Genomic DNA, 23540 nt, shown 5'->3' with positions numbered 1-23540 from the left:
AAATGCGAGTTGGATGCGTGGAGACAACCCCTTACCCGGCTTCGCTTCGCGAAGCCACCCTCTCCTGCAAGGGGAGAGGGTGCAGCGTCAGTCGGCGCGAGAATTACTCCGCCGTCTGCTCCCGCAACTCCGCAACATCCTTCGCCGTCAGCTTCGAGCCCTTCGCGCCGAACCGCGCTGTCACGTAGTTCGCCACCGCCGCGATCTCGTCGTCGCTATAGGCGTTGCCGAACGCCGGCATCGACAGCGCGCCGTCCGGCGTGTCGCGCTTGGTGCCTGACAGCACGATTTGCGCGACGTTGGTGGCGGCGGGGTCGTTGACGGCCCAGGTGCCGGTCAGCGTCGCCATCGGCGAGACCGGGCTTTCGCCGCTCCAGCCATGGCAACTGGCGCAGGCGCTGGCGAACACCATTTTGCCGCGCGCATCCGCCGTGACGCCGTCCTTGTGCGAGGCGGGTGCGACGGGCGCGGTGATTGCGGGCAAGTCGGGCGAGGGCTGCGGCGGCACGCTGCGCAGATAAGCGACGATGCTGCTTATGTCCTCAGGCGCGAACTGGCTAAAGCTGTGGTCGACCGCTTCGCCCATCGGACCCGACGCCGAGCCGTGGCCCGGCGCATGGCCGAGCGACAGATAGGAGACCAGGTCCTCGTCGCTCCAATTGCCGAGGCCGGTGGCCTTGTCGGAGGAGATGTTGAAGGCGCGCCACCCCGCCGTGATCGCGCCTGCAAATTTCTTGCGGTTGTCCAGCGCAAAGCCGAGATTGCGCGGCGTATGGCATTCGCCGCAATGCGCCAGCGCCTCCACGAGATAGGCGCCGCGATTCCACTCCGGGCTCTTCGACGTATCAGGCGCAAAGCGCGTGTCCGGATTGAACACGGCCGACCAGAACATCATCGCCCAGCGCTGGTTGAACGGGAACGACAGCGTGTTCTCCGGCGACTTCGCACGCACCGCAGGCAGGCTGAACAGATAAGCCTTCACCGCCAGCACGTCCTCGTCGGTCATGTAGGTGTACGACGTGTACGGCATCGCCGGATAGAGCCGGGCGCCGTCGTGGCGCTTGCCGCGCTGGACCGCGTTGAGAAAATCCTGGTCGCTGTAATTGCCGATGCCGGTGTCCTTGTCCGGCGTGATGTTGGTGGAATAGAGCGTGCCGAACGGCAGCTTGAAGCCGAGCCCGCCGGAATAGTCCGTCCCGCCGGGCTTGGTGTGGCAGACCATGCAGTCGGCCGCCTTCGTCAGATATTCGCCGCGTTCGACCATGCCAGCCTTCTCGAGCTTGGCCGGCACGCCGGCCGGCTTGCCCGCGCGGTAATCCGCCAGCGCCACCTTGGTGCCGCCGGCAAAGTCGAGCGGGCCGGGGCCGCGGATGAACCAGAGGCCGAGTCCCGCCAGCACGATGGCGATCACGACCAGGCTTGTGAGGATACGCATCTTGCCGCTCATGCCTTTTTCCCCGCAGCCAGCAGTTTCCGATCGATTGGCAGGCGCCGCAGCGCAACGCCGGTTGCCGCGTAGATAGCGTTGCGCAGCGCCGGCGGTCCGGCATTGACACCGGCCTCACCGATGCCGCCGGGCGCCTCGCCGCTCCTGACGACGAAGACCTCGATCTTCGGTGTCTCATTGATGCGCATCATGCGGTAGTCGTGGAAGTTCGACTGCTGCACGCGGCCCTTCTCGATGGTGATCTCGCCATAGAGCGCGGCGGTGAGGCCGAACACCAGGCCTCCCTCGATCTGCGCCTTCACCGTGTCGGGGTTGACCGCGATACCGGTGTCGACCACCGAGACGATGCGGCGGAGCGCGATCTCGCCGATATCGTCGATCTCCGCTTCCACCACGGTGGCGAGGAAGCTTGCAAACGACGGTTGGACGCAGACGCCGCGGCCGACGCGCGGTGGCAGCGGTTGGCCCCAGCCGGATTTCTCGGCGGCAAGATTGAGCACCGCGAGCATGCGCGGATTCTTCGTCAGCATCGAGCGGCGGAATTCGACCGGATCCTTGCCGGCCTTGCGCGCGAGCTCGTCCATCGCGCATTCGACCGCAAACACGTTGTTGTTCGGACCGACGCCGCGCCAGAAGCCGGTGGGCACCGCCGGCGGTTCGGCGCGGACATATTCGACATGGAAGTTGGTGAAGTCGTAGGGTGCATCCACGGCGGCATCGACCGCGTCGATGTCGATACCCTTCTGGAACGCCGGCGGCAGCCAGCGCGCCAGCACGGCGGAACCGGCGACCTTGTACTTCCAGGCCGCGACCTTGCCGTCGACCAGCGACGCCGTGACCTGGTCGCGATAGACCGGACGGTAGACGTCGTGCTGGATGTCCTCCTCACGGGTCCATATCACCTTGACGGGATAGTCGACCTGCTTTGCGATCTTCACGGCGGCCACCACCATATCCGGCTCGAGCTTGCGGCCGAAGCCGCCACCGAGCAGATGCTGGTTGACAATCACCTTGTCGACCGGGAGGCCCGCAGCCTTCGCCGCCTCCGACTGCACGCGCGTCATGATCTGCGTGCCGGTCCAGATCTCGCAGGCATCCGGCCTGACGTGAACGGTGGCGTTGATCGGCTCCATCGAGGCATGCGCAAGGAACGGCAGTTCGAAGCTTGCCTCGAACCTGTCGCCGCTGGCGAGCCCCTTGGCGATGTCGCCGACCGATTTCGCGACCACGCCGTCCTTCTCGCTGGCGGCGCGCAGATGCTGCCAGACGTCCTTCGTGCTGAGCTTCGCGTTCGGTCCCTCGTTCCACTCGATCTTGAGCGCATCGAGGCCCTTCTTTGCGGCCCACATGTGATCGCCGATCACCGCGACCGCATCCTCGAGCACCACGACCTTGCGTACGCCCGCAATTTTGACCGCCGCGCTGTCGTCGACCTTGCCGACCTTGCCGCCAAAGACCGGGCAATTGGCGATCGCGGCGATCTTCATGCCGGGCAGGATCGCGTCGATGCCGTAGACGACCTTGCCATTGACCTTGTCCGGCGTGTCGAGCCGCTTCAGCGGCTGGCCGATGATGACGAAGTCCTTGGGGTCCTTCACCCGGACGTCCTTCGGCGGCGTTTGGCCCTGTGCGGCCAGTGCCAGTTCGCCATAGCCGAGCTTGCGGCCGCTTGCGGCATGCACGACCTCGCCTTTCGATGTCGTGCAGCTTGCCGGCTCGACCTGCCATTGCGCCGCTGCGGCCTGCACCAGCATCGCCTTCGCGCTGGCGCCGGCGGCGCGCAACGGATTCCACCAGGCGCGGATCGAGGTCGAACCACCCGTGGCCTGCAGGCCGAACGCCGGATTGGCGTAGAGCTTGTCGTTGGGCGGCGCGTGCAGCACCGCAACCTTTGCCCAATCCGCGTCGAGCTCTTCGGCCAGGATCATCGCAATCGAGGTATAGACCCCCTGGCCCATCTCGACTTGCGGCATCAGGAGCACGGTGCGGCCGGTGTCTTCGACCCGGATGAAGGCGTTCGGCGCGAATTTGCCGTCGGTCGTGTCCTTCGGCTGCTCCGGCTCGTTGACGGCGGCGCGGAGCGGCAGATGGAAGGCGAGCAGGAAGCCGGTGGCGAGACCGCCGGTCAGAACCGCACGGCGGGAGACGTCAGGAAGAGTCTTGTCGGTGATCATGGCGGACCTCACGACTGACGGCCGGAGGCGGCTTGCTTGATGGCCTCGCGGATGCGCACATAGGTGCCGCAGCGGCAGATGTTGCCGGCCATCGCGGCGTCGATGTCGGAATCGTCAGGGCTGGGCGTTGCCGCCAGCAGTGCCGCGGCCGACATGATCTGGCCGGACTGGCAGTAGCCGCACTGGATCACTTCGGCATCGAGCCAGGCCTTCTGCACCTTTGCGCCCGCTGGCGTGCTGCCGACATGCTCGATCGTGGTGATGGCGCGGTTCGCGACCGCGCTGACCGGCAAGACGCAGGAGCGGACTGCCTTGCCGTCGACGTGCACGGTGCAGGCGCCACACTGCGCAATGCCGCAGCCGAACTTGGTGCCGGTCATCCCAAGGACGTCGCGCAGCACCCACAGCAGCGGCATGTCAGGTGGCGCGTCGAACGATTTCGTTTCGCCGTTGATGGTGAGAACAGTTGCCATATGCATCCCCTTGCTCGCTCGATCGCTTGCGGCGATCTAGTCAGCGAATTTGCGCGCACAATAATCATATCGATGCGAAACGATGAAGCGTCGACATGTCCGGCAATGCATTTTTGCGCAGTGAGCGCGTCAGGCCATGACGTTCACGAATTTGTGCGGCGATCACTGCAGTAATTTTGGGCTAATTGATATGATAATCGTCATTTTCTGACGCATTTTGCTCACAAGCGTCATTGATGGCCACAGATGATCGTGCGAATGCGCAAAATCATGCGATGACGAAAGTCGTGCGATTGTGGAAGTCGATCGACGGCGCGATCAATTGCCGCGACTCATTGTTGTGCCCTCTCCCCTTGTGGGAGAGGGCAGCGACGCTGGTAGACGCAGGCTCATTCGGGTGAGGGGTCCGTCTCCGCGTACGGGCGCCGTTTTGGATCAAGCGACAAAGGGAAGCCTGATCGTGAACGAGGCACCGCCATGCTCCCGATTGCTCGCTGATATGAACCCGTTGTGTGCTTCGATAATGGTGCGCGCAATGGACAAGCCCATGCCCATGCCTTCCGCTTTACTGCTGTAAAACGGCTCGAAAACCTGTTTCAATTTGTCTTCTGGAATGCCGGGTCCGCGATCTGACACGGATAGCTCGGCGAATTGATCGACGCGCGCAGTCCGGATGCTGATAGTGCGGCTTTCGTGAGACGTGTCCTTCATAGCCTCGACCCCGTTCAGCACAAGGTTCAAAATGACTTGTTGAAGCTGAATGCGGTCGCCGAGGATCGGTAGCGCATCGGGCGTGATCACGTTGACCATTTCGAATTTTCGGCTGACGGTTAGCGCCAAAAGAAATCTGACCGTCTCTTGCACAACCTCATTGAGGTCCAGTTGCTTCAATTCGAACGGCGCCTTTTTTAGGAGGCTGCGCATCCTGCGAATGACCTCGGTGGCACGCCGGTCATCCTGTAGAATATCGTTCACAATTTCCCTGAGTTCAACGACATCGGAAAGTGCAGCGATATCGGGACGCTGCGATTGCAGGATCGCGGCTGCGGTTTCGGCGTTCGTCAGAATAGACCCAAGCGGCTGGTTGATCTCGTGAGCAATCGAGGCGGTCAGTTCGCCAGCGGTCGCGAAGCGATTAACGTGGGCGAGTTCAGTCATGCGCTGTCGCGACTGTACTTCGGCGAATTGACGACGGCGATGCTCACGTAGCAGGATAGCAATAAGCCCGGCTTGTATGAGAAAAACCGCGACGACGGATGCGATCAGCCATAAATACCGTTCCCACACCGATGGCTCGCGGAAGTAGACCGTGCTGCCGGGCGGCAGGTGGCTGTCGCTGATCCCGAACCGCTGCATTTGCCGCCAATCGAACCTTGGCAGCTCGAATTGGCTGGGTGCGACCTTTACGTCGCCAGCTTTTTCACCGTTTAGAATACGGATTGCCGCCGCGGCTGCGATAGTCATGCCCTTCTCAGTCGAATGCATGGAGCCGCCGACAATCGAGCCATCAAAAAATCCGTCAAGATAAGAAAATATGGGAGCATTGGCGGCAGCCGAGAGCCTGTGCAATGCGGCAGCGCCCTCATGTGTAACACCCGCCGCATCAACGCTCATCAGATGCCAGAAGATGGCGCTGTGAGGTGGAAGATGTGCCGCGTCTTTCAGGATATCTTCAAATGACAGCTTGTTATACCATCGTAGTTCAACCCGCCCGCTGAACGGTGCGAGTTCTCGCTCCAATACCCCTTGCCAAAATGTTTCATTGGGCGAAGCCCCATTCACGACGGCGATCACTTTCGTGTCGGGCAACACCTTCAGAATAGTTTCGATGGCGGCAGGAAAATTATGAGCCGCAGCGGCCACGGTGTCATACTCGGTCAGCTTGTCGTATTGGACCCGTCGCGCCTCGACGGAAGTAAACATCATGGGTGTCTTGGGGAAAAGCTGAGCGCGATACCGCTGCACAAACTCGGCAGCTGGCGCACCGAGGGCGACAATGAGGTCGGGAGGTTTGGCCCCGTACAATGCTTGGAGGTAACCGATAAAGGGTGCGAGCGCCTTGTCGTCGTCCACACGGGCGCTTAGCAGCGAGTGGTCCTGAAAGTCGATTGGGACTTTCGATTGCTTGATCATTTGGGGGCGAAGAAACTCAGCGAAATCGGTCCACGGTTTGAAGCGGAGGCCGAATGATTGCAGCATCAAAACGCGCTTGGGCTCAGGATCAGCCGCCCGACCCGGCCCCAGTGTTGCCAGCAACAATGCGACGACCAGCGGGGCGGCGAAGGTCCGCCTGCAAAAGGATCGCCAGGATAGTGAGAACAGGCAAAACCGCATTGCCATCCTAGTCCCCTCGGTCCCGGAGCCTAATGGCACGGCCGAATGTTTAATAGGCCGAAAAACGGCTGTCGGCGGCTTGGCCGGGGAGAGCGATCAGGACTGGACCCAGCGGCAGCGGACCGCAACGATTCCGGGGACAATGAATTCCAGCCGAAATCTTGGTTTTACTGCACGCGCTAACGGTGGCTGAAAGTTGAAGCTCGGGGTTCGCCCGAGCTTCAACAGGAGCAAGCCATGCGAAGCCCGAAGCCGTTCACCGTCTATCAGCCGGTCCCGGCTAAAGCCCGAAGCCCGCTCTTCGCCGTTCACGCCTATTCGCTCGATCAGGCGCGGACTTGAGCGCGAGGCGATGGAAGTCGCGGTCGACGGGTTAATAGGCGCAAATATAGTTTCCGTAAGCATCGTAGCAACTGCGGCGGTACGCAGCAGTGCCAACGGCAGCCGCGCCTACCGCTGCCGCTCCCACACCGTAGCCCCGATAGCCGTAGCCGCGATAGCCGCCCCGGTAGCCGTAGCCCCGGTAGCCTGCGCCGCGCACCGCAACAGCGCCGCCGCCTCGCGGTCCTCGAACTGCGACCGCACCGCCGCGATAACCGCCGCCACCCCGATAGGCACCTCCGCCGCGCCGAGCCTCGGCATCATCGGGGATCAAGCAGGCGGTGAGCAAAACGAAAGCGGCAAGAGAAGCAAGAATGAAGCGGAGCATGACAGAAACCCTTCCATGAATTCCTTAAGCCCCGCTCGCGAGATTGCGGCTCTCTCCGCGCAGGAGCTTGATGTAGATCAATCGAACCCGCCCACTGCGGCGACTACGCTATGTTCTGCCGCACCTGAGAAGGGCGATGAGCCTCAGTTGCGCAAGTTCCAAGAGAGAGGTCCGCCATGCATCCGAGCAAGCATCTTTCGATCAGGTCAGCGACTGTTGCCGGGATTGCTGCCAGCGCCCTGTTGGGCCTTGCAGGTCTCACGCTCAATCCAGGCCCAGCCAATGCGGTCGTGTATTGCCAATACACTGCCTACCCAGCGGGTTGCGTTGCTCGGGCAGGCGTCGTGCTCAGGCCCCGCCCGGTGGCGCGCGCCGCAGTCCGTCATAACGCCGGCGGCAATGCGAATGGTGGCGTCAATCGTGTCGGAGCCAGGCGGTAAAGGCCGGTTTCGCAAGCCAGGAAGAAGCCGCCATCGCCTCGTCCCGGTGGCGGCTTTGCTTTGTCTGGCGGGGATAGGCCACCGTACCGACGGGGCGGCTTTAGGCATGAAACACACTTGGTACGTCACTTTTGAAGTGCCGCTGGATGGCACACTGTCAAGACGGCGACATCCGCGGCTAACCAACACGTTTGAAAGCGAAGCAGCAGCCAAGGATTTTGCGCGAACCAAATTCAACGACGGACTGATCGTCAGTGCAGGGACTGTCATCCCTCACTTTCCGAGAGTGTCGATCCCATCGGCCGAAATCCCAACGTGGCTCGAAGCACCGAACCAAGTTGATCCAGATCAATAACTAGGCCACCGACGCTGGTGACATGCTCTAAGGGGCAGCAACCGGGAGCCTGACCATGAATGAACGTTCGGAGCCGAAACAGGTCTGTCGTCGCAACGCACTAACCTTCCTTGGATACGCAGGGGTGTTTGGGCTTGTGGTTTCGTCCTCAATTTTGGCGGCCTCAGAGGCTGTTGCTCAAACCACTGCGCCAGCCGCCGCGCCTACCACGCCGCCAGCGGACGCGCCGAAGTCAGGCACAGAACGCCGCCAGGAGCGGCGCAGCGGGCGAACAGAGCGCCGCCAGGAACGCCGCACGGGACGCACAGAGCGGCGCCAAGAGAGGCGTACGGGACGCGACGAGCGACGGCACGCTCGCGACGGCACCCCGGCCGCCACGACGACCACCGAGCAAAAGAAGTAGTCCGTTCATTGCCAAGCACAGCTACCGGGCCGCCCAAGCGTAGGCCCGGAAGGCCGTACAGCGCGCGGCCAGCGCCGTCTACGGAAAGCGGGGCGGGGCTATGGAAATCGGCTTCTCTCGCGAGGGGAGAGGAGGAGGGGTGGAGATTTCGGAATAATAGCAGTATACGCCTGTTTTGCCCGACGGCGCAAGCGCTTCAGAGGCGCCTGGATCGACGGATTCATCTGGCGCTTAAGCCGTTGATTCTACTCGCCCCGGCTACTGTGCATGGGGTTGTTTTCGAGGTTTTTGATTCAGGGAGGCCATGCGCCCGCCGCAAGCGCGTCGCGACGACCCTCAGCTCTGCCGAAAGCCCATCCGGAAGGCGCCCCAGTGCTTGCCGCGGATCATGATCGGCGAGGACAGGTCCTTCATCAGCACGAACTGCCCGCCGCCCATGTCGCGGCGATAGGTCTGCAGCAGGAACGGCTTGGTGTTGGCCGCGGCCTTCTGCACCGCGCGATCGGTGAACAGGCGGCGGTTGCGGCAATTGGCGTTATTCCAGACCGGGTCCTTGCCCTGCGGCAGGCGGTAGTTCGGGTTGTGCGTCGGCAGATAGCCGCCCTTGGCCCAGGCGACGCAGAACACGATGCGGGGATCGGATTTCTGGATCGGGTCCTGGATCGGGGGCAGCACGCGGTCTGTGAAGTCGACATAGTTGGTGTTGTACTGCTTGGGATCGGTGCCGGGGATTTCCCGATAGTTCTCGTCCATGAACTGGTCGAGCGTGATCTCGCCGCGGCCGATGGCGGCTTCGAACTCGTCCGAGATCCGCTTTGCGGTCTCGACGACAATTCGGATCAGCGGCGCATCCGATGTCTCGACGCCGCTGTCGGCGATCAGCGCAATCAGCCCTTCGGACGTGTCGAGCAGTTTGGTCACGCGTTGATCGGCGTTCTTGAGATCGCGTGAGGAGAGGTCGACGCCCTTGGCGAGCTCGTTGAGCTCGCTGATGACGGTGTCGCAATGTCCGAGATTGGAGGTTGCCGCGCGCGTGACGCTGCCGATCTCGGCTTCCACGGAGGCGAAGCCCTGCTGGACCCGCGAGATGATGCCGGAGATCCGCTGGGCGCCTTCGCCGGCCGTCTTCGCGCGCTGCGAGGCATCGCTGCTCTCGCCGATCAGACCTTCGATCTGGCCGTCGAGATCGCGCACGGTGTCGGAGATCTGGTGCGTGGCCTGGCGGGTGGCTTCCGCGAGGTTCTTGACCTCGCTTGCGACCACCGCGAAGCCGCGGCCGGCATTGCCGGCGCGTGCCGCCTCGATGGTGGCGTTGAGCGCGAGCAGGTTGGTCTGCTTTGCGATCGCCTCGATCGAGCCGGACACTTTTGCCACTTGTGCCAGCGCGGAGCCGACGGCGCTCAAGCGCGCCTCGATCCGCTCCACCGCTGCAACGAGCTCGGAGATGTGGCTCACCGCGGCATCGACTGCGCCGCGCGACTGCGCGATCTCGCCCACCGCCGCTGACGTGGTCGTTTGCACCGCCTGTGACGCATTGGCGATGTCGTGATTGGCCGACACCATCGTTTCGGCAGTTTCCTGGAGGTGGTGGAAACGTTCCGACTGGTTCGCGACGCGGCTTGCGACTTCCTGGACGTTGCCGGCGATGTCAGCGAGTTCCACGCCGAGTCCGCCGATGCGGTCGGCGAGCTGATCGATCAGCCGTTCGGCAAGCGTTCGGTTGGAGCCAGTGTCCAGTACTGCAAGTTGTACGACGGACATGTCTTGAGAGTCCTCCAGTCAGAGCCGTTCGCCGGCTCTCCGCGGCATTCCCATTCCAATATCGATCTTAGGAGGTGATTCGCGCTTTGGCGTCTTGCCTGAGCGCGCACTAGAGCTTGTAGGCCGTCCTGAATCCGCCCCAGTGCCGGCCTTGCACGCGGATCGGAACGTCGATCTCGCGCATCATCACCGTATTTCCGTTGCCCATGTCGCGTGCATAGCTCTGCACCAGATACGAGCGCAGGTTGCGCGCGGCAGCCAACCCCGCCGGATCGTTGAACATCCGCCGGTTGCGGCTGTTGGCCGTGTTCCAGGCGGCATCACCCGGCCGCTGCGGGTGCGAATAGATCCTGTTGTGCACCGGCAGGAAGCCGTTGCGATCGACCATGGCGCAGAATGCCATGCGCGGGTCCTTCGCCAGAAAGGCTTCCTGGAACGCCGGCAGCGCGCGGTCGGCCCAGTCCAGATATCTGGTGCGGTACTGCTGCGGATTGGTTCCGGCGATTTCGGCATAATCGGTGTCGAAGAGGTCGTCGATCTTCACCTCGCCGCGGGCAACCGCCTGCTCGAAGATCGCGGTCAGCGCGTTACCCGCCTCCATGGCGCGGGTGACAAACTCCGTGTTCTCCTCGTGGATCGACCACAGCCTGTCCTCGATCTTCTCGCGGAGCTCGTCATTGGGACTAACGAATTGCGCGCGGGCACCGGCCTTGGATTGCTCGACCACGCGCAGGCGGCAGGCGCCGACGCCTTCGAGGGTGCCTTCGACCATGGCTTGCGATGCAAGGCGGCCCGCGTCCGCGCCGCCGATCAGCACGCCGTCCATCGCTATCTCGTAGACCGGCAGCACGCCGCGGGCGGTTTTTAGCTTGAGATGGCAGGGCAGCCGCTCGGTCTTGCGGCGGTCATCGTGCTCGCTCTGGCGGAGCAGCACGGCGCAGCGCGATTTCAGTTTCTGTGCGAAGGCGGTCACGGCCTTGCCTGCGCTGGCGACGCTCTCGCCGTGGCTCTCGGCCGCCTTGGTCGCAGCATCGATCTCGGCTGCGCTGTCGCCGACCGAGATGATGAACTGCGACGCGCTGGTCGCGTTGCCGGAGACTTCGCTGGTGGTGGCGTTCTGTTCGGCGACCGCGCCGTTGACGGTCTCGAACACCGGGCGGATGGCCTCAATCGCCTGCGAGATGCGGTGCACCGCATCCGCGGAGCCGGCGGCGTCGCGCTGCAGCGCGTCGATCTTCTTGGTGATTTCCTCCGTCGCGCCCTGGGTCTGCACCGCGAGTGCCTTGACCTCGGTGGCGACGACCGCAAAGCCTCTTCCCGCAGCGCCCGCGCGCGCGGCCTCGATGGTCGAGTTGAGCGCGAGCAGCGTCGTCTGCCGCGCGATCTGTGCGATCAGATTGACCACGTTGCCGATGGCGGCCGAGGATTCGCGCAAGCGATCGACATTGGCGCGGGCTTCCTGTGCCGCGGCGCTGGCCTCGTCGGCGAGCTTGCCGGCCTCGCGAACCTGCGCCCCGATGCCCAGCGCCGACTGGGTGAATTTGTCGGCGGCATGGGCGAAGGTGGAGGCATTCGATTGCGCGGCGTTGGTCCGGCCGGTCAGGGCGTCGGTGCGGTCGCGGATGGCGGCAAGTGTCGTGGCGGTCGCCTCGGCGCCGCCGGCCACCGAATTGGCGGCGCGCTCGAGCTGGCGAATCATGGCGCCCAGTTCGAGTTCCAGCAGTTCCAGGATTTCCTTGGCCGAATCGCTTTCGACGGCCGCGGCAGGCTCGGAATGGGCCGCCGGCTGCGCAGCCTGCGGGGCAGCCGCAGGTGCAGCCATGTCCGGCAGACGCTTCCGAAATAGTCCGAATGCCATCAGGTCTCTCTTGTCGCGGGACGGTCGGAGGCTATTTTCGCAGGCTGGAATGAAATCAGGGTTAACGATGCCTGACATCTAGGCACGGGCCCGTACGGTGTTACCTTAAAGTCGTAGAGCCTCTTTCTTTCCAAGGGGGTGGCGGCCTATAAGGCCGCGCTTCCCACGCTCACCTTGGCGCACGAGTCCCTAGAGAAGATCACGCATGGCCGGACATTCCCAATTCAAGAACATCATGCACCGCAAGGGGCGGCAGGATGCCCAGAAGTCGAAACTGTTCGGCAAGCTGGCACGGGAAATCACCGTCGCGGCCAAGCTGGGGACGCCCGACCCCAACATGAACCCGCGCCTGCGTGCCGCCATCACCGCGGCGCGCCAGGAGAACATGCCGAAGGACAATATCGAGCGCGCCGTCAAGAAGGCGCTCGGCAGCGACAGCGAGAATTATGACGAGATCCGCTACGAGGGTTACGGCCCAGGCGGCGTTGCCGTCATCGTCGAGGCGCTGACCGACAATCGCAACCGCGCGGCTTCCGACATCCGCTCCTTCTTCACCAAGTCCGGCGGCAATCTCGGTGAAACCGGCTCGGTCTCCTTCATGTTCGACCGAACCGGCATCGTCGAATACGACCGCAGCATCGCCTCCGACGATGCGGTGCTGGATGCCGCGATCGAGGCCGGCGCCGACGACGTGATCTCGAGCGAAGGCGGCCACGAGATCTACGCCTCGACCGAAGGCTATCGCGACGTCGCCAAGGCGCTGGAGGCCAAGTTCGGCGAGCCGCGCAAGGCCGCGCTGATCTGGAAGCCGCAGAACACGGTCGCAGTCGACGACGAGACGGGCGAGAAGCTGCTCAAGCTGATGGACCTGCTCAACGAGCACGACGACGTCCAGCACGTCTACGCCAATTTCGAGGTGTCGGACGCGCTGCTGGCGAAGATGGGCGGGTAGGGGGGCACTTCCCCTGTTACTTCCGTTCTGTTTCTGTTTCCCCCACGGCGGCCAGCCGCTATCACTGGCTCATGACGACGCTCCCGATTCGTGGCCCCGTTCGCATCATCGGCATCGACCCTGGCCTGCGCCGCACCGGCTGGGGCGTGATCGAGGCCGAGGGCAACCGCCTGATCTACGTCGCCTGCGGCTCGGTGGAGCCGCCGGACGATTTGCCGCTGGCGAGCCGGCTGCTCGCGATCCATGAGGGGCTCGCCGCCGTCCTGTCCAGTCACAAGCCGATGGAAGCCGCGGTCGAGCAGACTTTCGTCAATAAGGACGGCGTCGCGACGCTGAAGCTCGGCCAGGCCCGCGGCGTCGCCATGCTCGCGCCTGCGATGTTCGGCATCAGTGTTGCCGAATACGCGCCGAACCAGGTGAAGAAGACGGTGGTCGGCGCCGGCCACGCCGACAAGCAGCAGATCGCGATGATGCTCAAGATTTTGCTGCCGAAGGCCGATCCGCCGTCCGCGGACGCCGCCGACGCGCTCGCCATCGCCATCACCCATGCCCATCATCGCCAGAGCACCGCGCTGCGGCTGAAGGTGGCAGGCTTATGATCGGCAAGCTCAAGGGCCTGATCGATTCCTACGGCGAGGATTTCGTCATCCTCGACGTCGGCGGGGTCGGTTATCAGGTGCATTGCTCGACGCGCACGCTGCAGCATCTGCCCTCGCCGGGCGAGGCCGCCGTGCTGTCGATCGAGACCTATGTTCGCGAGGATCAGATCAAGCTGTTCGGCTTCCGCAGCGATCAGGAGCGCGAATGGTTTCGCCTGCTTCAGACCGTGCAGGGCGTCGGCGCCAAGGTCGCGCTCGCCGTGCTCGGCACGCTTGGGCCGTCCGACCTCGCCAACGCGATCGCGTTGCGCGACAAGGCTGCGGTGGCGCGCACGCCGGGTGTCGGCCCCAAAGTCGCAGAGCGCATCGTCACCGAGTTGAAGGACAAGGCGCCGGCCTTTGCCAATGTCGATCCGGCGGTCGTGCACCTCGCCGGCGCCGTCGACGACCAGCGCGCGCCACGGCCCGTGGCGGACGCGATCTCCGCGCTGGTCAATCTCGGCTACGGCCAGCCGCAAGCTGCCGCGGCCATTGCATCTGCATCGCGCAGCGCGGGTGAGAATGCGGAGACCGCGCAGCTCATTCGCCTTGGCCTGAAGGAGCTCGCGAAGTGAGCGATCCTAAGGCCAACCGCATGGTCACGCCCGAGCGCCGCAGCGACGATGTCGGCGACACTGCGCTGCGTCCGCAATCGCTGTCCGACTTCGTCGGCCAGCAGCAGGCGCGCAAGAATCTGTCCATCTTCATCGAGGCGGCGCGCAAGCGCGGCGAGGCGCTGGATCACGTGCTGTTCGTCGGTCCCCCCGGCCTCGGCAAGACCACGCTGGCGCAGATCGTGGCCAAGGAACTCGGCGTTGGCTTTCGCGCGACATCAGGCCCGGTGATCGCCAAGGCCGGCGATCTCGCCGCGCTGCTCACCAATCTCGAAGAGCGCGATGTGCTGTTCATCGACGAGATCCATCGCCTGAGCCCGGCGGTGGAAGAAGTGCTCTATCCCGCGATGGAGGATTTCCAGCTCGACCTCATCATCGGCGAGGGTCCGGCGGCGCGCTCGGTGAAGATCGAGCTGTCGAAATTCACCCTCGTCGGCGCCACTACCCGCGCCGGCCTGCTCACCAATCCCTTGCGCGACCGCTTCGGCATTCCGGTCCGGTTGAATTTCTACACCATCGAGGAGCTGGAAAGCATTGTCACCCGTGGTGCCCGCGTGCTCAACGTCGGCATGAGCGCGGATGGCGCCAACGAGATCGCGCGACGCGCGCGTGGCACGCCGCGTATCGCCGGCCGGCTGCTGCGCCGCGTGCGCGATTTTGCTTCGGCGGCCGATGCCGACAGGATCGATCGCAAGATTGCCGACCACGCGCTGAGCGCGCTCGAGGTCGATGCCGCCGGCCTCGACGCGATGGACCGCCGTTACCTCACGACCATCGCGCAGAACTATGGCGGCGGCCCGGTCGGCGTCGAGACGATGGCCGCCGCTCTGTCGGAGCCGCGCGATGCGATCGAAGACATCATCGAGCCCTATCTGATCCAGTGCGGCTATCTGCAGCGCACTCCGCGCGGCCGCCTGCTCACCTCGCACGCCTTTCGCCATCTCGGCATCAGCGAGCCATCGCGCGATACGGCGGCACAGTTCGGCCTGTTCGGCACCGACGAGAGCGACGACTGATCTGCGCAAGTACGGACGGTCGGGCCGTCATGAATTTCCGGTGATTTCGTGCAGAGGGTCTGCACAAAAGCACCCCATTTCCGCTTCAATAGGGTCGCATCAACAAGCTGCATCACGATCAGGCTGCCATGATCACGCGCCGTCACCTCATCCGTTCCATCGGCGGACTGTCCGCCCTCGGCGCATCGACCGCGGCCTATGGCGTCGGCGTCGAGCCGGTGCTGCGGCTTCGCGTCACCCGCTATCATCCAACCCCGCGGCAATGGCCGGCGGATTTCCCGCTGAAGATCGCCGTGATCGCCGACATCCATGCCTGCGATCCCTGGATGTCGCTGGAGCGGATCGAAGCCATCGTCGATCGCACCAATGCGCTGAATGCGGATATCATCGTGCTGCTCGGCGACTATGTTGCCGGTCTGCACCAGGTCACGCGCATCATTCCGGCGAGCGAATGGGCCAAGGTGCTGGCCGGCCTGAAAGCGCCGCTCGGCGTCCATGCCGTCATGGGCAACCATGACTATTGGGCGGACAGGATCGTCCAGCAGGCTGGACACGGGCCGACGGTCGCGCATCGCGCGCTGGAGACGGCCGGCATTCCCGTCTACGAGAACGACGTCGTGCGGCTCGCCAAGGATGGCCGTGCATTCTGGCTCGCCGGCCTTGGCGATCAACTCGCCTTTCTGCCGGCGCGACGCTTCCGGAGCACGGGACGCTTCGGCGCCGACGATCTCGACGCGACGCTTGCCAAGGTCACCGACGACGCGCCGATCATCCTGCTCGCGCATGAGCCCAATATCGCGCCGCGCGTGCCCGCCCGCATCGCGCTGCAACTGTCCGGCCACACTCATGGCGGCCAGGTCCGCCTGCTCGGTTGGTCGCCGGCGGTTCCGCCACAGCACGGCCTCCGGCTCGCCTATGGCCATGTCCGGCTCAAATGCGACGTCATCATCTCCGGCGGCCTCGGTTGCAGCATCATGCCGCTCCGCGTCGGCGTGCCGCCGGAGATCGTCGAGGTGACGCTGGGGCGTGGGCCGGCGGTGGTCTAGCCGCGCTTGCGCAGCCGGCCGTTTTTGCGCAAAACGGGCTGGTTACCGAAAAGCGAAGAGGCTCGCGACGTGACAGCTCATCTCGACGGCGAGATCCGCGACGGCCGCCACCATATGCAGGTCCGCGTCTATTACGAGGACACGGATTTCCCTGACTTGCCATTGTCGTAGTATGCAAACGTGCTTATCTCTCGCTCCTTGCTGCGGTTTTCGGGAAAAAGGTTCTTTCCGCAAAGCGCGGAGCTGTTCAGGTAGGGCGTATATTCGTAGGGCATCCGCTTGCGAACCGGATGCACTACTATGCATTCAATCAAGTTGCGGAAGGCAATGCGAGTTTCGATCGCCTTCGGATTGGTTTTGAGCGCGGTGATAAGCCTTCTAACCTCCGAGGAGTATCGGTCACTGAATTTCGGGCGATCGAAGCCAACTATATTTTCGCCGCCACCGCCGAGCAGCCGCAAGCGCTCTTCAACGCTTTCCCGCTCCAGGTCGCACTCATCGATCCGCTTGAGCAATTCGTCCGGCTTGCGGCGGCTATTTGCGATGGCATAAGAGAGGCGTTCGATCTCGGTAGTCAATACGCGGCGTCGACGCTCTAGCTTATTGTGTTCGCTACCATTGTTCCGATCGTTTTTGCGCTCCTCCTTCCAAGTACGCATCGCCTCTTCAATGGCTTTCGGCGAAAGCAATTTCACCTGGATTTTTTCGGAGGCATCCTCGAGCAGAACGTCCATATCAAAGCTACGGGTGTGCTCGCAGGTGCCCCGCTGATGCGCGCTCGCGCATGCCGCGCGCGGCGCACCGTTACGCGAGGATTGAGCGATTCGCATATGGCCATTGCAGACGCCACACCGGAGCACACCGGCAAGCGGGTGCTCATTGTTGCGCGGACTCACGGCGCGACGCCGCGGCTGGCCAGTCGGTCCGAACATAGACACCGCGCGCACCCTACGAACCTTCTGCGCTAGATCCCAGAGCCCTTGCGGAACGATCCGCAGCTCTGGCTTTTTGACGATAATGTGGCGTTCAGCTGGATTGCGGCGCTTCTGTTTCTTCTGCGTCTCTGGGTTAAGAATTGTCGAGCGAACGTTCCAATGTATCTCGCCGATGTAGAGTTCGTTGCCGATAATGCCGCGACCATGCCGACCGCCTGTGATGCACTGATGGTTCCAGGTGGTGCGACCCGCCTTGTTCTTGTGACGAGTTGCCCCTGGTGAGGGCACACCTTCGCGGGTGAGGTCAGCGGCGATAGTTCGGGTCGAGCGGCCCGCTGCATATTCTTTGAAGATGCGGAGCACAATCTTTGCTTCGTTCTCATCGATTACGCGCTCGCCGGGCGCGCCCGGCCTTGGCCGATAACCATAGGCGTATGAGCCCGGAATTCTTCCGTTCGCAACAGCGTTGTCATGGCCGCGCCGAACCTTTTCGGCGAGCTGCGGCTTGTAAATCGTGTTGTACAGACTTGCGATGCTAATGTCAGTGGCGGTCGCGTAGACTCCTTTCTGATCCATCAGCTCAACGCCGTTGAACTCGAAAACCTGCTTGAGACGCTGGATGGTTGCGGGATCGCGCGACAAGCGGTCGAAATGCTCAACGACGACTACGTCAAACTGCCGGCTTCGCACACCGTTGAGCAAGCGCTGATAGCCGTCCCGCGCACCTTCGGTAAGACCAGATTTTGCGGCATCCACAAACTCGCCGACGACATCGAGGTTGTTGCGCAATGCGACCTTGCGGCAGAGTAACAGCTGACCGTCAATCGAGCTCGCCTTTTGCATGTCGCTCGAATAGCGCGCGTATATTACGGCCGTTTTCTTCGATGACGGTGTCGTCATGCCGGTCCTCTATCGGCTGCCCCGAGCCATGATTTTCATCCCGTGCGATCTGACGGCCGATGGCGCGCGCCAACTCAAACCAGATTTCCTCATTGTCCGGATTATCCCAGCTCTGAGGATGGGAGGGGGCAAGCGGTCGAATGGTCGCTCGTTGTCTTCGGAAAGATCGGATGCGGGTAGGCATTTGCAAACTCGCGAGCGGAAGCTAGCGTAAATTTCCGCGCTGCGCTACGGCCAAGCCGCAGCGATTACTCGCAACGCGTCCCTCATGCTGGCTTCGGCAGCGTCGAATGAAAATGAAATTCGTCAAGTGCCGCAGCGTGCGTGAGGGCATTCCTGGCGATGAGGCGCGTAGTCCAGAGCAGAAATGCTAAGCAAAGCGGAGTAAAAATACTGGCGGCGGCGTAAGTTTGTTATCGGGTGCGGGTGCCCGGTGCGTAGGAGCCGTCCTCGGTTCCCCACATATTGTAGTGGCTGCCGCAGAGCCCCGGCGAACTGTAACGTTCAGCCCAGACGCGGTGGTCCGACCCCAAGGACCCTTCGATGATTGGGTCTTTTCTTATTCCGCTTGTTCGATCTTGCGTCGAGCTCCAAGAGCCAGCAATCGCGTCTTCGTGAGCTCCGCAGTAGGGCGCGAAAAGCACTGTCAGAAATACTCGTGTTCCTCAGCATGCTGTAACTGGCGCTCGGGCAACCGGTTGGCCGGCAAGAGGGCCGGGCCGGTCAGCTGGCGGCCGGAAGGCTGACGCTCGAATCATCGCTCAAAGGCGCGATGATTTCTAGCGTCATGTAACGGGCGCGCTGGACGGCCCATTGTCGTTCTGTTCGAGCAGGGCCACTCCAATGAGGCGAACCATGGCCTCCTCGTTGGGGAACATGCCGACCATATGTCCAAACCGGTTCACAGCCTTGCTGCACCACATCGAGAAAGACGCTCTGCTTCGGGCGTTTCGACGACAAAAGCCCGCAGGCCGGCGCGGAGGTCGATGGGATAAGGGAGGCAAAGTACGAAGAGGGGCTCACGGACCAATCCGCGATCTCTGCGCACGGGTCCACACTGTCCCTACCGGCTACAGCCGGTGCGGCGCGTCTACATCCCCAACCCGACGGGGGTAGGCGGCCTCTCGGTGTGCCGGCCGCTAGAGGACAAGATCGTCCAAAGCGCGGTGGCCGAGGTGTTGAGCGCCGCCTATGAGCTCGAATTCCTCGGGTTCTCCTACGGCTCCCGGCCGGGGCGGGATCCTCAGATGGAGCTTGATGCCCTCGATCCGGCTATCATGACATATCCAGTGTCTTCGATTCGGTCGACCACGAGTGGCTGCTGCGGATGGTGGCGCACAGGATTGCCGATCCTCGTATCCTGCAGCTCATCGAGATGCGGCTGCGAGCTGGCGTTCGTGAGAGCGGCGAGAAGCAAGACACACGCCGCAAAGGGCAGGATCAGTCCGCTCCTTTCCAACATCTTCCTGCATTACCTCCTCGATCGCTGGGTCGACCACTGGAGCGGTCGCCATGCAGCGCGGTCGCGTTGTGACCGTGCGCTTTGCGCACGACTTCGTCATCGGCTTCGAGAGCAAGGCAGATGCCCAGGAAATGCTCTTGGCCCTCAATGCGCGACTGGCCGGCGCTCCATGCGGACAAAACCCGTTGATCGAGTTTGGCGCGGTTCGCGGCCCTCCCGCGTCAGCCGCGCAGCGAGCGGTGGCCGAGACCTTCGCCTTCCTGGGATTCACTTACTTTGCGGGCGGACCCGAGATGGCCGGTTCATCGTGAAGCACAAGACCGAAGGGAAACGCCTGTGCTCTCGAGCAACATCACAAGTCTCGCGCGGCTCATGCGGGCGTCGCTCGTCGACAAACGTTGGTATAGGTTATGCAACCCGTTCTATAACCCCCGCTTACCTCTGTAGAGTTGAGCTGCCCGTCGGCTTGTCTGTAGTTTCAGCGTCGAAGCTGGACCGTCCGAAGGGTGGGGCGGCGCGAAATCCTAAGCTGAGTTGATAAGTGTGCTGCAAGGCATTGCTGCCATTGAGGCGTGGGACGAGGTTAAATGGAAATACGTCAGCCCACTTCCGCGTTGGAGGTCCATCAGCACATTGTGTGCTCCCTCCAGAAGCAAGACCCAGTGATCTTGGACATCGGCTGCTACGACGGAGCTGACTCTTTACATTGTCTGCGGCTTTGCCCAGAGGCTCAGCTCTACTGGTTCGAGCCGGCCCCCCCCCGGGGCGGTTGCTAGCTTAAGAGAAACATGGGGCCATACCCTGAGAAGGTGCCCCTAGCCACAGTCGCCGCGTTGATGACTGTTGCTGTAGCCTGGCTTACTGGCGAATTTCCGTCAGTCTCTTGAATGCGAGCATCGCGATGGCATTTACCGAGCTCTTCATCAAACGTCCTATATTGTCTATCGTCGTCAGTCTCCTGATCCTGCTGACCGGCATTGGTGCGGCCACCGTTTTGCCAATCCGGCAGTATCCTAAGCTGACCAACACGGTCGTCAATATCACTACCTCTTATCCTGGCGCCTCCGCCGACATGATCCAGGGGTTCATCACCACGCCCCTTGAGCAAGCGCTCGCTTCGGCCGAAGGCGTTGATTACATTACGTCCTCCTCGGTGCTCGGTGCCTCGACGATCCAGGTCTATATCAAGCTCAATTTCGAGCCCAACGAGGCGCTCACTGAAGTGCTCTCCAAGGTCAACTCGGTCAAATATTTAATCCCTAAGGAATCGAACGATCCGGTCGTCACCAAATCTGCCGGTCAGACCACAGCTGTCATGTATATCGCCTTCTCCAGCGAAGAACTGACGGCCAGCGCGATCTCCGACTATCTCTCGCGCGTGGTGCAACCGATTATGTCAACTGTAGACGGCGTCGCAGCGGCAGACATCCTCGGCGGCCAGAGTTTTGCGATGCGGTTATGGCTCGATCCCGCGAGAATGGCGGGCCACGGCGTGTCGCCAGCTGATGTTTCTGCTGCAATCGCGGCCAACAACTTCCAGGCTGCGGCCGGCCAGACTAAGGGCTATTTCACTCTCTCCGACGTCACGGTCAACACTGATCTGCGGAGTGTTGATGAATTCAAGCGCATGATCGTCAAAGCCAATGACGGCGGCTTTGTGCGCATGGAGGACATCGCGACAGTCGAGCTTGCGGCGCAGAGCACAAACGCCAGCGTCGCGATGAACGGCGAACACGCTATCTTCGTCGCCGTGCAGGCGAGCCCAGAAGGTAATCCACTGAACATAGCGCGAGGCGTTCGGGCACTGCTTCCAGAAATGAAGCGCAGCCTGCCGCCATCGCTGAAGATGGAAGTGGCCTACGACTCCACCAAGTTCATCCAATCATCGATAGACGAGGTGGAGAAGACGCTCCTTGAGGCGGTCGCGATCGTGGTGTTGGTGATCTTCCTGTTCCTGGCCTCCTTGCGGTCTGTCATCATTCCGGTCGTCACCATTCCGCTGTCCATTATTGGCGTCTGCAGTATGATGCTGGCGCTGGGGTTCTCATTCAATCTGCTGACCCTCCTTGCGATGGTGCTTGCGATCGGTCTTGTGGTTGATGACGCAATTGTCGTGGTGGAGAACGTTCATCGCCATATGGAAGAAGGTGCGTCGCCCGCGCAGGCCGCTACGAACGGCGCGGGCGAGATCGTCGGCCCCGTCCTCTCCATGACGATTACGTTGGCCGCCGTGTACGCGCCCATCGGCTTTCTCGGCGGCCTCACCGGCGCGCTGTTCCGCGAATTCGCGTTTACACTGGCGGGTTCGGTGATCGTGTCGGGCGTGATCGCGTTGACGCTGTCGCCCATGATGTGCGCGGTCTTCCTGAAGAGCGCTGAAGAGGGGCGGTTTGCAAAGTTTGTGAATCGTGTGTTCAGCGCCATGACGCGCTGGTACGGCCGCAAGCTCGACCGCTCGCTCGACTATCGCCCGATTACCGGGCTGTTTGCGCTGACCATGCTGGGCCTCGTCGCCTTTCTGTATATGCACACTTCCAAGGAACTCGCACCCGAGGAGGATCAGGGCATCGTATTCGCACTGACAAAAGCGCCGAAATACGCCAATATTGATTACCTGGATTATTACGGCGCCAAGCTCGACAAGGCACTCCAGAAGTTTCCCGAGACGGATTTTCGCTTCGTGCTCAACGGCATCAGCGGTCCGCAGGGCGGCATGGCCGGGATGTTGCTTAAGCCTTGGGCCGAGCGCAAGCGCTCATCGATCGCGCTGAAATCGCTGGTCCAGGCCGAGCTGTCCAAACTGGAAGGCATCAACGCATTTGCCTTTAGCTTGCCGCCGCTTCCGGGCGGTTCGGGCGGCTTACCAGTGCAGATGGTGATCAAGTCGACGCTCGGTTTCCAGTACATCTACGAGCAGATGTCGGAGCTGAAGGATGCCGCGCGCAAGAGCGGTCTGTTCATGGTCAGCGACTCTGACCTTGAGTTCAACCAGCCGGGGGTGCGAATCAAGGTCGATCGATCCAAGGCGAGCGACCTTGGCATCACCATGCAGAACGTCGGTAGCGCGCTCGCGACCCTCCTTGGCGGAAACTACGTCAATCGCTTCAACCTGCAGGGCCGCTCCTACGAAGTGATCCCGCAGGTGCCGCGCGAGAAACGCCTGACGCCGGAATCACTTGGGAGCTATTATGTCAAGACAGCGGCGGGCTCGATGCTGCCGCTATCGACCGTGGTCTCCATCGAGACTGCGACCAATCCGAACGCACTCACCCACTACAACCAGCTCAACTCCGCGACCTTCCAAGCCGTACCGATGCCCGGCGTCACGATCGGTCAGGCTGTGGACTTCCTCGACGTCGAGGCAATGAAACTGCCCGCAGAGTTCAGTCACGACTTCCTCGGGGACGCCCGTCAATATGTGCAGGAGGGTAACAAACTAGTCATCACCTTTGCGTTTGCACTCATCGTCATTTTCTTGGTGCTTGCGGCGCAGTTCGAAAGTCTGCGCGATCCCCTCATCATTATGTTCAGCGTTCCCATGGCAATCGCCGGCGCCTTAATCCCGCTATTCTTTGGCTTGGCGACGATGAACATCTACACCCAAATCGGACTGTTGACATTGGCTGGGCTGATATCCAAGCACGGTATTCTGATGGTCCAGTTCGCCAATCAGCTGCAGCTCAAGGAGAGACTCGATTCCCGCTCGGCCATCGAGATGGCGGCGCGCGTCCGCCTCCGCCCAATCTTGATGACAACCGCGGCGATGGTCACGGGCCTCTTACCTTTGTTGACCGCAACGGGTGCTGGCGCCGCGAGCCGCTTCTCGATCGGGCTCGTGGTCGTCGCGGGCATGTCCATCGGCACGCTGTTCACGCTTTTCGTGCTGCCGGCGCTCTATGTCGCGATCGCGTCGGATCACCGCGCCGACGCGAGTTCCGATCACGTCCAGAACGCCGCCGAGCTCGCCTTCATCGGAGCATCCGATGCCCACCTGGCCAAGCGATGATCCTAACGATCAACTCG

General features: G+C 62.4%; 17 protein-coding genes and 2 pseudogenes. 10 read left to right on the top strand and 9 right to left on the bottom strand.

The window, feature by feature from the left end:
• Window positions 1–103: 103 nt before the first annotated feature.
• The 5 genes from RX329_RS38405 to RX329_RS38385 form a co-directional block, all read right to left on the bottom strand.
• Complete coding sequence (locus RX329_RS38405) at window positions 104–1447, bottom strand: c-type cytochrome (RefSeq protein ID WP_085351771.1); 1344 nt, start codon at window positions 1445–1447, stop codon at window positions 104–106.
• Window positions 1444–3621 (bottom strand): xanthine dehydrogenase family protein molybdopterin-binding subunit, encoded by a 2178-nt coding sequence (locus RX329_RS38400; RefSeq protein ID WP_085385092.1) that lies wholly within the window; start codon window positions 3619–3621, stop codon window positions 1444–1446. The genes RX329_RS38405 and RX329_RS38400 overlap by 4 nt, the downstream gene beginning before the upstream one ends.
• An 8-nt stretch (window positions 3622–3629) precedes the next feature.
• Entirely contained in the window at window positions 3630–4094 is a 465-nt protein-coding gene (locus tag RX329_RS38395; RefSeq protein WP_018454596.1) for a (2Fe-2S)-binding protein, read from the bottom strand.
• A 435-nt stretch (window positions 4095–4529) separates the two neighbouring features.
• On the bottom strand, window positions 4530–6434 hold the full coding sequence (locus RX329_RS38390) for a sensor histidine kinase (protein WP_085351773.1): 1905 nt from the start codon (window positions 6432–6434) through the stop codon (window positions 4530–4532).
• Between the two features lie 367 nt (window positions 6435–6801).
• The gene (locus RX329_RS38385; protein WP_083926372.1) at window positions 6802–7137 is read right to left on the bottom strand and encodes a hypothetical protein; all 336 of its coding nucleotides are present in this window, start codon (window positions 7135–7137) and stop codon (window positions 6802–6804) included.
• 176 nt (window positions 7138–7313) lie between these two features.
• Between RX329_RS38385 and RX329_RS38380 the strand changes: the two genes are divergently transcribed.
• Together RX329_RS38380 and RX329_RS38375 are read left to right on the top strand one after the other, a co-directional pair.
• Window positions 7314–7577, top strand: a complete 264-nt coding sequence (locus RX329_RS38380; RefSeq protein WP_083926371.1) for a hypothetical protein — start codon at window positions 7314–7316, stop codon at window positions 7575–7577.
• On the top strand, window positions 7543–7932 hold the full coding sequence (locus tag RX329_RS38375) for a hypothetical protein (RefSeq protein ID WP_240543344.1): 390 nt from the start codon (window positions 7543–7545) through the stop codon (window positions 7930–7932). Before RX329_RS38380 ends, RX329_RS38375 begins: the two co-directional genes overlap by 35 nt.
• A gap of 739 nt (window positions 7933–8671) precedes the next feature.
• Here the strand turns inward: RX329_RS38375 and RX329_RS38370 are convergent.
• Both RX329_RS38370 and RX329_RS38365 read right to left on the bottom strand, forming a co-directional pair.
• Window positions 8672–10096, bottom strand: coding sequence for a methyl-accepting chemotaxis protein (locus RX329_RS38370; RefSeq protein WP_085361598.1), 1425 nt, complete (start codon window positions 10094–10096; stop codon window positions 8672–8674).
• Window positions 10097–10205: 109 nt separating this feature from the next.
• Window positions 10206–11954, bottom strand: coding sequence for a methyl-accepting chemotaxis protein (locus RX329_RS38365; RefSeq protein ID WP_085361597.1), 1749 nt, complete (start codon window positions 11952–11954; stop codon window positions 10206–10208).
• Between the two features lie 205 nt (window positions 11955–12159).
• Between RX329_RS38365 and RX329_RS38360 the strand changes: the two genes are divergently transcribed.
• The 6 genes and pseudogenes from RX329_RS38360 to RX329_RS38335 all read left to right on the top strand — a co-directional run.
• Entirely contained in the window at window positions 12160–12906 is a 747-nt protein-coding gene (locus RX329_RS38360; RefSeq protein WP_085361596.1) for a YebC/PmpR family DNA-binding transcriptional regulator, read from the top strand.
• A gap of 71 nt (window positions 12907–12977) precedes the next feature.
• Window positions 12978–13505, top strand: a complete 528-nt coding sequence (ruvC, locus tag RX329_RS38355; RefSeq protein ID WP_018454591.1) for a crossover junction endodeoxyribonuclease RuvC — start codon at window positions 12978–12980, stop codon at window positions 13503–13505.
• A complete protein-coding gene (gene ruvA / locus RX329_RS38350) occupies window positions 13502–14119 on the top strand; it encodes a Holliday junction branch migration protein RuvA (RefSeq protein WP_018454590.1) in 618 nt (205 codons plus the stop codon). The genes ruvC and ruvA overlap by 4 nt, the downstream gene beginning before the upstream one ends.
• Window positions 14120–14139: 20 nt before the next feature.
• On the top strand, window positions 14140–15174 hold the full coding sequence (gene ruvB, locus RX329_RS38345) for a Holliday junction branch migration DNA helicase RuvB (protein ID WP_198957650.1): 1035 nt from the start codon (window positions 14140–14142) through the stop codon (window positions 15172–15174).
• Between the two features lie 128 nt (window positions 15175–15302).
• Complete coding sequence (locus RX329_RS38340) at window positions 15303–16220, top strand: metallophosphoesterase (RefSeq protein ID WP_085351778.1); 918 nt, start codon at window positions 15303–15305, stop codon at window positions 16218–16220.
• Window positions 16221–16289: 69 nt separating this feature from the next.
• Window positions 16290–16370 (top strand): annotated as a pseudogene (locus RX329_RS38335) (acyl-CoA thioester hydrolase); the annotation flags it as partial.
• Here RX329_RS38335 and RX329_RS38330 read toward each other — a convergent pair.
• Together RX329_RS38330 and RX329_RS38325 are read right to left on the bottom strand one after the other, a co-directional pair.
• Window positions 16352–18055: a recombinase family protein gene (locus tag RX329_RS38330; RefSeq protein ID WP_259217620.1), complete on the bottom strand. Its 1704-nt coding sequence runs from the start codon at window positions 18053–18055 to the stop codon at window positions 16352–16354. The pseudogene RX329_RS38335 and the gene RX329_RS38330 sit on opposite strands and share 19 nt — an antisense overlap.
• A 723-nt stretch (window positions 18056–18778) precedes the next feature.
• Window positions 18779–18939: pseudogene (locus tag RX329_RS38325) on the bottom strand (IS256 family transposase); the annotation flags it as partial.
• A 628-nt stretch (window positions 18940–19567) separates the two neighbouring features.
• On the opposite strand from RX329_RS38325, the gene RX329_RS38320 reads away from it, so the two are divergent.
• Both RX329_RS38320 and RX329_RS38315 read left to right on the top strand, forming a co-directional pair.
• Window positions 19568–19828 carry a hypothetical protein gene (locus tag RX329_RS38320; protein ID WP_317245410.1) on the top strand — a complete coding sequence of 87 codons (261 nt, stop codon included), beginning with the start codon at window positions 19568–19570 and terminating at the stop codon, window positions 19826–19828.
• A 590-nt stretch (window positions 19829–20418) separates the two neighbouring features.
• Window positions 20419–23523, top strand: coding sequence for an efflux RND transporter permease subunit (locus RX329_RS38315; RefSeq protein ID WP_317245409.1), 3105 nt, complete (start codon window positions 20419–20421; stop codon window positions 23521–23523).
• Window positions 23524–23540: the final 17 nt, after the last annotated feature.

It is taken from the genome of Bradyrhizobium sp. BWC-3-1 (genome assembly GCF_032917965.1).
Classification (GTDB): Bacteria; Pseudomonadota; Alphaproteobacteria; order Rhizobiales; family Xanthobacteraceae; genus Bradyrhizobium; species Bradyrhizobium canariense_D.
The sequence above is the reverse complement of the archived record's forward strand: the minus strand, read 5'-3'. Positions and strand labels throughout refer to the sequence as shown.